The sequence below is a fragment of the Vibrio sp. 03_296 genome, assembly GCF_002265885.1.
In genome coordinates this window covers 33,718-45,118 of record NZ_NPKW01000112.1, presented here as the reverse complement: position 1 = coordinate 45,118, position 11,401 = coordinate 33,718, and the positions used below count along the sequence as shown (strand labels likewise).

Sequence of the window (11,401 nt, the reverse complement as noted above, 5' to 3'; positions counted from 1 at the left end):
GGCAGCGGCAGCCCAAAACATCAAGAAGATAGCGTTGGTGGTGAACTATCTACGAAAAATGGGCTTAAATATGGCAGAAATAAGGCAGATACTTGCTTCTGTATACCCGTGTAATGAATGGAAACTTCATGCGCACGATATAACAAAAAAAATCACGATCGCGACCTACGGTCGCTTCCAAAAAAGAACCCCACTTAAAAAGCGGGGTTCGTCATCAATCTGACACCCCGCAAGCGCGGGGTGTTTTTTGAAGCTTCAATCTAAGCGATTAATTCAATGAAGAATTAAGCTTGGCCTTTCACTTCTTTAAGACCGTTGAAAGGAGCACGACCAGCTAGAGCTTCCTCGATACGGATTCGTTGGTTGCTTTCTTTTAGGCATAGCAGCAACACGGTCAGAACGGCTCATCGCTCTTTAACTCTATTCTCTAAAAACAAAACCCCCGCCGTAGCGAGGGTTTTACAGTTAGATAACCAACGTTAATTCTGTTGCGAATTAAGCTTGGCCTTTCACTTCTTTAAGACCGTTGAAAGGAGCACGACCAGCTAGAGCTTCCTCGATACGGATTAGTTGGTTGTACTTAGCAACACGGTCAGAACGGCTCATAGAACCAGTCTTGATTTGACCTGCTGCAGTACCTACCGCTAGGTCAGCGATAGTTGCATCTTCAGTTTCGCCAGAACGGTGAGAGATTACTGCTGTGTAACCTGCGTCTTTAGCCATCTTGATTGCAGCTAGAGTCTCAGTTAGAGAACCGATTTGGTTGAACTTGATTAGGATAGAGTTAGCGATGCCTTTCTCGATACCTTCAGCTAGGATCTTAGTGTTTGTAACGAATAGATCGTCACCAACTAGTTGGATCTTGTCGCCTAGAAGTTGAGTTTGGTGTGCGAAACCAGCCCAATCAGACTCGTCTAGACCATCTTCGATAGATACGATTGGGAATTGCTCAACTAGACCAGCTAGGTAGTGGTTGAACTCTTCAGAAGTGAACGTTTTGCCTTCACCTTTCAAGTTGTAGATACCAGCTTCTTTGTCGAAGAACTCAGATGCTGCACAGTCCATAGCTAGAGTAACGTCTTTACCTAGTACGTAACCTGCTGCTGCAACTGCTTCTGCGATAACTTCTAGCGCTTCAGCGTTAGACTTAAGGTTAGGAGCGAAACCACCTTCGTCACCAACTGCAGTGTTGTAACCTTTAGACTTAAGAACTTTAGCTAGGTTGTGGAATACTTCCGCACCCATGCGAACTGCTTCTTTCAGAGTTTTTGCGCCAACTGGTTGGATCATGAACTCTTGGATGTCAACGTTGTTGTCTGCGTGCTCACCACCGTTGATGATGTTCATCATTGGTAGAGGCATAGAGAACTGACCAGCAGTACCGTTTAGCTCAGCGATGTGCTCGTATAGAGGCATGCCTTTAGAAGCAGCAGCAGCTTTAGCGTTAGCTAGAGAAACAGCTAGGATAGCGTTCGCACCAAACTTAGATTTGTTTTCAGTGCCGTCTAGCTCGATCATGATAGCGTCGATTGCTGCTTGATCTTTCGCATCTTTACCAACTAGAGCGTCAGCGATTGCACCGTTTACCGCTTCAATAGCTTTAAGAACACCTTTACCTAGGAAACGTGCTTTGTCACCGTCACGTAGCTCAAGCGCTTCGCGAGAACCAGTAGATGCGCCAGATGGAGCTGCTGCCATACCTACGAAACCGCCTTCTAGGTGTACTTCAGCTTCAACAGTTGGGTTACCACGTGAGTCGATGATTTCACGACCTAGAACTTTAACGATCTTAGACATTAATGTTTCCTCTCGTTCAAATATAAATGTCAAATTTAAAGGGCGGCAGCACAACCTTTGCAACCGCCCGTATCCTTTTACTTCAGTTCGCCGCGCGCGTTTTCACCCGCTGCTTTAATAAAGCCAGAGAACAGTGGGTGACCGTCACGTGGCGTAGAAGTGAACTCTGGGTGGAACTGAGCTGCCACAAACCATGGGTGGTTCGGGTTTTCGATCATCTCAACCAGTTTCTTGTCCGCAGACAGACCTGATACTTTTAGGCCTGCTTTTTCAATTTGTGGACGAAGATTATTGTTCACTTCGTAACGGTGGCGGTGACGTTCATGAATCGTATCGCTACCGTATAGCTCACGAGCTTTAGTGCCTTTCGCTAGGTGACAGAGTTGCGAACCTAGACGCATAGTACCACCAAGATTCGATGATTCAGTACGTTCTTCAACGTTACCTTCACTATCCACCCATTCAGTGATCAAACCTACCACAGGGTACTTGGTGTCTTTGTTAAATTCTGTTGAATGTGCACCTTCCATACCCGCAACGTTGCGCGCGTATTCAATCAGTGCCACTTGCATACCTAAGCAAATACCTAGGTAAGGAACTTTGTTCTCACGAGCGTATTTCGCCGCAAGAATCTTGCCTTCGATACCACGGTCGCCAAAGCCACCAGGTACAAGGATTGCGTCAAGCCCTTGAAGAACTTCAACGCCTTTGGTTTCTACGTCCTGAGAGTCTACATATTTAATGTTAACGCTCAAGCGATTTTTCAAACCTGCATGTTTAAGCGCTTCGTTTACTGATTTATACGCATCAGGTAGTTCGATGTATTTACCCACCATACCGATAGTAACCTCGCCAGTTGGGTTCGCTTCTTCGTAAATCACCTGTTCCCATTCAGACAGGTCCGCTTCAGGAGCAGAAATGCCGAAACGCGCACAAACGAGATCATCAAGACCTTGAGATTTGATCAGTTGAGGGATCTTGTAGATAGAGTCTACATCCTTCATTGAGATTACCGCTTTCTCAGGAACGTTACAGAACAGCGCAATCTTCTTACGCTCGTTCGCTGGGATCATGCGATCTGAGCGGCAAACTAGAATATCTGGTTGGATACCAATTGATAGCAGCTCTTTAACAGAGTGCTGAGTCGGTTTTGTTTTCACTTCGCCTGCAGCTGCAAGGTAAGGAACGAGTGTTAGGTGCATGAACATAGCGCGTTCACGGCCGATTTCAACGGCTAGCTGACGAATCGCTTCCATAAATGGTAGAGATTCGATATCACCAACAGTACCACCGACTTCAACGATCGCAACGTCGTGGCCTTGAGAACCATTGATCACGCGGTCTTTGATATCGTTTGTGATATGAGGGATAACTTGGATAGTTGCACCTAGGTAGTCACCGCGACGCTCTTTCGCGAGAACGTCTGAGTAAACACGACCTGCAGTGAAGTTGTTGCGCTTAGTCATCTTAGTGCGGATGAAACGCTCGTAGTGACCAAGGTCTAGGTCTGTTTCGGCGCCATCTTCTGTAACGAACACTTCACCATGTTGAGTTGGGCTCATTGTGCCTGGATCAACGTTGATGTAAGGGTCAAGCTTCATCATAGTCACTTTAAGACCACGAGCTTCTAAAATCGCTGCAAGAGATGCTGCTGCAATACCTTTACCTAGAGAGGATACAACCCCGCCAGTAACAAAAATGTAATTTGTCGTCATGTTTAACCTGAAATTGGTTGAATGAGGGAAACGGATTTCTTCTGGACGGGACGAAAATATACCAGAAGACCCTAACCGCCACAACGTGAAATCTATCACACGCCAATTTTTTATTTTTTGCTTCAAATCAAAGTGGATAAACACCAATCGAGTTGAATAAAAAATAGTTGAGTCAAATGTGTCTCAAATTTCTACTCGGCCACTTGACCGCGTTCCGCGCGTTTCACTTGCTCCCAAATGGCATCTAACTCTGCTAAATCACACTCTTCAAGCTTCTTACCCTTCGCGTGCACACCTTGCTCTACTTGTTTGAATCGATTAGAAAACTTGAGATTTGCCTTACTCAATGCGGCTTCTGGATTGACCTGTAAATGGCGCGCTAAGTTGACGGTGGCGAACAGTAGATCCCCCAGCTCAAGCTCCACTTTTTCCTCATCGACATCGACTTGAAGCGCCTCTTCCACCACTTCATCAATTTCTTCTTTGGCTTTGTCGACCACAGGCCCAAGTGAATCCCAATCAAAACCATAATGGGCGCATTTTTTCTGGATCTTTGTAGCACGCATTAATGCAGGTAGAGAGTTTGGTATTGAGTCTAGAATACTTTGCTCATTTTTGCCTATTTGCGCTTTCTCTTTGGCCTTTTCCGCTTCCCAATTGGCATTTATTTCTGCTTCTGTCTCAAATTCGACTTGGCCGAACACATGGGGATGACGGCGGGTAAGTTTTTCGTTCACGGTTTCGACCACGGCGGAAAAATCAAACAACCCCTGCTCTTTTGCTAACTGGCTGTAGAAAATCACCTGGAACAACAGATCGCCCAACTCTTCCTGCAAATTAGGCCAATCGCGATTATGAATCGCATCCACCACTTCGTACGTTTCTTCGATAGTGTGAGGAACAATGGTGTCGAAGCTCTGCTTTAAATCCCAAGGACAACCACTTTTCGGGTCGCGTAGCTTCGCCATGATTTGCTCTAATTGTTCAATTGGATGACTCATTTCTTGTCCCTTAAACACAAGTTTTCTCACTAGGAGCTCTTTTAAACAAAAAGGTGAGCAGCATAACCACTCACCTTTATTTCTCATTCTTCCCGTACGTTAGGGAAAGAGTACTTTTATTTTTACTAAGTAGTTGGCTCTTTTAACAAGGCGGTAATCTTGTAAGTCTCCTGAGCATAGCTCGCCTATGTGATGGAGCGAAACAAGTGAAACCAACGCAGTTAGAAAGCCAAATACGACGTAAAAATTAGCCTAGGCGTTTCACCGACATCACATCCTTGATCTGCTCAACACGCTTCATGATGCGAGTCAGCACCTCGATGTTGGTCACTTCGAGTTCGAAATCCATCACATTGAGATGGGTGCGGTAATCAAGCCTACTCTTCATGCTGATGACTTTGATTTTCTCATTCGCCAACATGGTGGTGATGTCTTTTAGCAAACCACTTCGCTCCATCGCCTCAACGCGCACGGTCAGCATGTAAGAGCCCACAACATCACTTCCCCAAACAGTATCTATGATACGTTCTGGGGCGTGGTGGCGCAGTTCTTCAAGCTGTTCACAGTCGGCTCGGTGTACTGAAATGCCACGACCTTGCGTAATGTAACCACAGATCTCATCACCCGGTATTGGTTGACAGCAGCGGGCTAAGTGAGACATCAGGTTATCAACCCCTTGCACAACCACGGCATCTTTGCGTGGACGTGTTGGGCTAACTGCGGCTTTATTGCCTGCTTCTTGCAGTCTTTCGAGCGCTTGACGATCTTCTTCTTCAGCCGTTGGTTTGTTCACCAGGGCATTAATGTGATTCAAGATTTGGTTAATACGCAAATCACCACTGCCGACCCCCACGTACAACTCATCGGCTGACTTCACGTTAAAACGTTTGACGGCGTATTGCTCTGCGTCTTTTAACGTTGCACCAATTTTCGCCAGTTCGTTTTCAAGGATCTCACGGCCAGCTTCGAGGTTTTTCTCACGGCTTTGTTTGCGGAACCAAGCGTTGATTTTCGCCCGAGCACGACCTGAAGTCACAAACCCCAATGAGGGGTTTAACCAATCGCGGGACGGGTTCGGCTCTTTCTGGGTGATGATTTCAACTTGATCACCCATGTTGAGTTTGTGGGTGAATGGAACGATGCGCCCTGCCACCTTGGCACCGATACAGCGATGACCCACCTCTGAGTGAATATGGTAAGCAAAATCGAGTGGCGTTGCGCCCATTGGCAAATCGACGACATCACCACGCGGGGTAAAGGCGTAAACGCGGTCATCAAACACTTGGCTGCGCAGCTCGTCGAGCATTTCGCCCGAGTCTGACATCTCTTCTTGCCAATCCAGCAGTTTACGTAGCCAAGTGATTTTCTCATCGTAACCACTGCGGCCACTGCTGCTGCCTTCTTTGTATTTCCAGTGCGCGGCTACCCCGAGTTCCGAATCTTCATGCATCTGCTTGGTGCGGATTTGAATCTCGATGGTTTTGCCTTCTGGGCCGAGCACCACGGTGTGAATCGACTGATAACCATTCGGTTTTGGGTTGGCGACATAGTCGTCGAACTCGCTTGGCAGATGCTTATATTTGGTGTGCACCACACCTAATGCGGCGTAACAATCTTGCAGTTTATCGGCAATAATCCGCACCGCACGCACGTCAAACAGCTCATCAAACTCTAAGCTCTTCTTCTGCATTTTGCGCCAAATACTATAGATATGTTTAGGGCGCCCACTGACTTCGGCGTTAATGCCGCACTCTTTCATTTCTTCAGAAAGGTCATCGACAAAGTCTTTGATGTATTGTTCGCGCACAATACGACGCTCAGACAACTGCTTAGCAATTTGCTTGTAGGTATCTGGCTGTTGATAGCGGAAAGCGTAATCTTCAATTTCCCACTTTAACTGACCAATGCCTAAACGGTTGGCCAGCGGCGCATAGATATTGGCACACTCTTTGGCTGCGGCGCGGCGCACTTCATCTGGTGCTTTTTTCACTTCAATCAGGTTGCAGATACGCTCAGCCAATTTGATGACCACGCAGCGGAAATCATCCACCATCGCCAGCAACATACGACGTACATTGTCAACTTGCGCCGAAGCCGCACTGCCTTCAAGAGTGATGTTTAGCTGGCCAATCGCCGCCATCTCATCCACGCCATCAATCAGCTTGATGATCTCTTTACTGTAGTGCTCTTCTAATGGCTCGCGTGCAAAAGCGCCACTTGAGACTAATGGGAACAGTTGCGCGGCAACCAAGGTGGCCTTATCCATGGATAAGGTGACGAGAATTTCAATCATTTCTCGCCCCCGCCACAACAGAAGTTCGGCGTGTTCGTGACCTTGCAGAATGGTCTGACAGTGGCGATAGACTTCAATAAGACGCTTGGAGACGCCCGCGTCTTGTTTCAGGCTTGCCACCCAGCTTTCCAGCTCAAACTGTTCGTTTTGATTCAAATGTGCGCTTCTTACCGCAACCATCTTATTATCCTAATATTGCTTTTTCAGTTTCGACTAACAACATCCCAGTTAGTTCGTTTTGTCCCAATCAAACGATGGCTTTCTCACCATATGGTTTATTTTTCAAACAGCGCCATCGATTCGAGGTGACTGGTATAAGGGAACATGTCCAACATACCTAATTTGGTTAAGCGATAACCTTGCTCCAACAGGCTTTGGCTATCCCTTGCAAGGGTAGCAGGATTACACGAAACATAAACCACTCTTTTCGCACCGAGTGCTGAAACCTGCTCGATGATACCACTTGCTCCAGCCCTTGCTGGATCAAGTAAAATCTTATCAAACTTCTCGCTCGCCCAAGGCTGCCCGACAAAATCCTGTTCCAGATTAGCGTGGAAAAATTGCGCGTTATTGATTTGGTTCAAAGACGCGTTGATTGCTGCTTTTTGCACCATTTCATCCACCCCTTCCACCCCGGTCACCGAGTTAGCTTTACTGGCGATCGGCAAGCTAAAATTTCCTAGACCACAGAAGAGATCTAACACACGGTCGCTGCTTTGCGGGTCTAACCACTCAAGCGCTTGAACCACCATCTGTTGGTTTACCTTTTGGTTCACCTGAATAAAGTTGTTGGGCTCAAATGGCACTTTAAAGCCAATTTCTTGGTAGTACGGTGCTTCGCCAGAAATACGCTCGAGCTGATCGCTTGCGGGCATAAGGTAAAGCGTGGCTTGATGTTGTTCTGCGCATTGACGCAACTTAGCCACGTCTTCATCCAACAATGGGCCTGTATGTCGCAGCGTGATGACCGCACCGTTGTCTGCCGCCACCAGTTCAACATGGCCTAAGTGCTCAGGATGATGGAAATCGCTCAAGATCGCTTTAAGCTCTGGCAGCAAGCACTCAAGCTCAGCAACTAATACCGGGCACTGAGTGATATTTTCGATTTGCTTGCTCTGTTTACGGCGAAATCCAAACTGCAACTGACGCGATTTTTTGTCCCACAACAGGCTGACGCGCGCACGACGACGATACGCCTTCTCAAGCCCCGTTACTGGTGGTGATAAAAGGATCTCACTGCCGGAAAATTTCTTCATTAATTGCTGCAGAGTGCGCTGCTTATAAGCCAGTTGGGCTTGGTAATCCATGTGCTGCATGTCGCAACCACCACACTGATTAAAATGAGGACAGAATGGTTCAACACGCTCCGCCGCCGGTTTGAGCAATTTGATCAATTTGCCGCGCGCAAACTTACTCTTGCTCTCCGTAAGCTGTGTCACCACCTCTTCCCCTGGCAAAGTGCCATCAATAAAAAGCGGCTTTTTGTTGAGATAGGCGATCCCCGCCCCTTGATGGTCGAGTTTTTCCACCAACACCTGCTGATGTTTGCTTTCGGGTTGAAGTTTCTTTTTCGGTTGGAAAAAACGTGCCATGCTCAATTACCTGAATGATTTACTCAAATTTGTTTTACCGCTTCACTATTCTGCTGCGCAATCGTTGTGCCGGTGAGCGGTTGTGATTATGCTTAGCGACTATCCGGCTGGGTCACTGACATACTAGTGGCGCCTATTTTCCCATATCCAGACCTTGATGTAATTAGATAACATGACCAGATATGGCTTACGAGCACGTGTAATTACGCTCACCCTAGCGCCAACCTTGATCATAGGGTTGTTGCTCAGTAGTTTTTTCTCTTTCAATCGCTATCAAGATCTGGAACGTCAGGTGATCACCACTGGCAACAGCATTATTGAGCCGATCGCCATCGCCAGCGAGCCTCATCTGCTTTCTGAAAGCCGAGAGGCCGTGAGACGCTTAGTCAGCTATGCCCACCGCAAAAACTCCAATTTGGTGCGCAGTATTGCGGTCTTTGATGGCAAACACGAACTGTTCGTTACCTCTAACTTTCATCCTGATTTTGAGTCGTTAACCTACCCGAAAGACCAACCGATCCCGCTTTTGGGCAACGCAGAAATCCGCAGCGACACCATGATTTTGCGTGTTCCTGTCCTCTCCGAAGGCCACTATTTGAGTGATTTGGCCGAACCAGGTGAAGCCACCCGAGCCATTGGTTACATTGCCGTTGAGTTAGACCTCTCTTCGCTGCGCCTACAACAGTACCAAGAAGTCTTCTCTGCTTTCCTCGTGCTAATCCTTGGTTTGGGCTTAGCGAGCGTGTTTGCTTCGCGACTAATGCAGGATGTGACCCAACCGATTACGCACATGAAGAACGTGGTCGATCGCATTCGCCGTGGTCAATTAGATGTGCGAATTGAAGGCAAAATGCACGGCGAATTGGATTCGTTGAAAAACGGTATCAACGCGATGGCGATTTCGTTGTCGGAATATCACGTTGAGATGCAGCACAGCATTGACCAAGCCACCTCCGACTTACGAGAAACACTCGAGCAGCTCGAGATTCAAAACGTTGAGCTGGATATCGCCAAAAAACGCGCCCAAGAAGCGGCAAGAGTGAAATCCGAGTTTCTTGCCAATATGTCACACGAGCTTCGTACGCCACTCAATGGCGTGATTGGCTTTACTCGTCAGATGCTCAAAACGCAGCTGACTAACAGCCAAACCGACTATTTGCAGACGATTGAAAAGTCGGCCAACAACCTGCTCAATATCATCAATGACATTCTAGACTTCTCGAAACTGGAAGCAGGCAAGTTAGCACTGGAAAACATTCCATTCGATTTCCGTGAAAGCCTAGAAGAGGTTATCAGCCTTCAAGCCACCAGTGCACATGAAAAAGGTCTGGAGATTACCCTTAAGATTGATCCGAGAATCCCTGAAGGTGTCGTGGGCGATCCACTGCGTATTCAGCAAGTGCTGACAAACTTGGTGGGTAACTCGATTAAGTTTACAGAGCGCGGCAATATCGATGTCAGTGTGGAAATGCGTGCTCAATCGGGCGACAGTATTGACCTGCAATTTATGGTGAAAGATACGGGTATCGGTATTTCTGAGCGACAGCAAGCGCAGCTTTTCCAAGCCTTTAGTCAGGCCGACGCCAGTATTTCTCGTCGCTACGGTGGCACTGGGCTTGGGTTGGTTATTACCCAGAAACTGGTCAGTCAAATGGGCGGTGAGATCAGCCTTACCAGCCGACTTCACCAAGGTTCAACCTTCTGGTTCACCTTGCGTCTGCACTCCACACAAATGCCGATGAGCGATTCGATAGAAGCCGACTATCTGCAAGGCAAAGAACTGCTGTTGATTGAGCCAAACATGCAAGCGGCGGCGGTCACCCAGCAAGTCCTAACGCAAGAAGGCATCAATGTCACCTACCGCTCGCTCTTACCAGACAATGCCAAAGGCTACGATTTTGTCCTGCTGAGTTTAGCGGTAAACCAAGTGTACGAATTAGAAACCATTGAAAACTGGTTAAGCCGAGCACTGCACATCTCTGCCAACACCATTTTGGCTATCCCTAGCACTGAGTTAGCTCTGGCGGATCAATTGACCGAACGTTTTGGCATTCAATGCTTAACCAAGCCGCTAGGTCGAAGAAAACTGCTGCAAAGCCTCGCGGCAAAACAAACCTTACAACCTTTGCTTCCGGCGCCTGAAAACACGCAAGCAGAACGTTCTTCCCTGTCGGTACTGGCCGTGGATGATAACCCGGCCAACCTAAAACTGATCACCGCGCTCCTCGCAGAACGAGTGGTTTCGGTCACCTCTTGCAGTTCAGGTCAAGACGCCGTCGATATTGCCACCAGCCGCCAATTTGATCTGATCTTTATGGATATTCAAATGCCGAAAATGGATGGGGTGACGGCTTGTAAGTTGATTAAACAAACCGAACTCAATGCCAACACGCCAGTCATCGCGGTAACGGCACACGCCATGAGCGGTGAGCGTGACCGCCTACTCAAGGCTGGCATGGATGATTACCTCACCAAACCCATCGAAGAACATATTTTGCAGCAAGTGCTGATCCACTGGAATCCCAACACCTGCGATAGCCAAGTTGAAAAGATCTCTCCAAGCTATATTGCGGCCGAAGAGAGCAGTGTGGATCAGAACATCGCACGCAGCAGCGACATCATCATTGATTGGCAAGCAGCACTGAAGCAATCTGCTAACAAGGAAGATTTGGCAAAAGATATGCTGAGAATGTTGGTGGAATTCATTCCTGAAGTGGAGAGCGTTGTCGAGCTCGCGTTAGAGCAGGAAGACTACCCGCGTGACGAACTGATTCATGTCATCCATAAGCTGCATGGCAGCAGCTCTTACTGTGGTGTGCCACGCTTAAAGGCGCTCTGCGCCACCATAGAACAATCTTTACGCAGTAATGCAGAGCTGATGGATGTCGAGCCAGAACTGTTTGAACTGCAAGATGAGATGCTCAAGGTATCCACCACCGCGCAGTTGTATCTCGCCTAATGCCATTAAAAGAAAACCGCCGTCATGGCGGTTTTCTTTTCTTT

General features: G+C 47.7%; 7 protein-coding genes. 2 read left to right on the top strand and 5 right to left on the bottom strand.

What is annotated here, in order from left to right; all coding sequences use genetic code 11:
- Positions 1-223 (top strand): hypothetical protein (locus CIK04_RS33325; protein ID WP_142994994.1); only part of this gene is annotated, 223 nt, incomplete at its 5' end.
- A 272-nt stretch (positions 224-495) separates the two neighbouring features.
- Here the strand turns inward: CIK04_RS33325 and eno are convergent.
- From eno to rlmD, 5 genes are all read right to left on the bottom strand, one after another.
- On the bottom strand, positions 496-1,797 hold the full coding sequence (eno, locus tag CIK04_RS13870; RefSeq protein WP_026130622.1) for a phosphopyruvate hydratase: 1,302 nt from the start codon (positions 1,795-1,797) through the stop codon (positions 496-498).
- A 77-nt stretch (positions 1,798-1,874) separates the two neighbouring features.
- The gene (locus tag CIK04_RS13865) at positions 1,875-3,512 is read right to left on the bottom strand and encodes a CTP synthase (protein ID WP_017422607.1); all 1,638 of its coding nucleotides are present in this window, start codon (positions 3,510-3,512) and stop codon (positions 1,875-1,877) included.
- 191 nt (positions 3,513-3,703) lie between these two features.
- Positions 3,704-4,513: a nucleoside triphosphate pyrophosphohydrolase gene (gene mazG, locus CIK04_RS13860; protein WP_097353413.1), complete on the bottom strand. Its 810-nt coding sequence runs from the start codon at positions 4,511-4,513 to the stop codon at positions 3,704-3,706.
- Between the two features lie 247 nt (positions 4,514-4,760).
- Entirely contained in the window at positions 4,761-6,986 is a 2,226-nt protein-coding gene (gene relA / locus CIK04_RS13855) for a GTP diphosphokinase (protein ID WP_017422609.1), read from the bottom strand.
- Positions 6,987-7,081: 95 nt separating this feature from the next.
- Positions 7,082-8,398: a 23S rRNA (uracil(1939)-C(5))-methyltransferase RlmD gene (gene rlmD, locus CIK04_RS13850; protein ID WP_038941450.1), complete on the bottom strand. Its 1,317-nt coding sequence runs from the start codon at positions 8,396-8,398 to the stop codon at positions 7,082-7,084.
- A gap of 172 nt (positions 8,399-8,570) precedes the next feature.
- Here rlmD and barA point away from each other — a divergent pair, with 172 nt between their 5' ends.
- A complete protein-coding gene (barA, locus tag CIK04_RS13845) occupies positions 8,571-11,357 on the top strand; it encodes a two-component sensor histidine kinase BarA (protein WP_039540537.1) in 2,787 nt (928 codons plus the stop codon).
- Positions 11,358-11,401: the final 44 nt, after the last annotated feature.

Excerpts from the sequence above, each read along its gene's own strand:
- eno (WP_026130622.1), bottom strand. The coding sequence starts at position 1,797 with ATGTCTAAGATCGTTAAAGTTCTAGGTCGTGAAATCATCGACTCACGT.
- CIK04_RS13865 (WP_017422607.1), bottom strand. The coding sequence starts at position 3,512 with ATGACGACAAATTACATTTTTGTTACTGGCGGGGTTGTATCCTCTCTA.
- mazG (WP_097353413.1), bottom strand. The coding sequence starts at position 4,513 with ATGAGTCATCCAATTGAACAATTAGAGCAAATCATGGCGAAGCTACGC.
- relA (WP_017422609.1), bottom strand. The coding sequence starts at position 6,986 with ATGGTTGCGGTAAGAAGCGCACATTTGAATCAAAACGAACAGTTTGAG.
- rlmD (WP_038941450.1), bottom strand. The coding sequence starts at position 8,398 with ATGGCACGTTTTTTCCAACCGAAAAAGAAACTTCAACCCGAAAGCAAA.
- barA (WP_039540537.1), top strand. The coding sequence starts at position 8,571 with ATGACCAGATATGGCTTACGAGCACGTGTAATTACGCTCACCCTAGCG.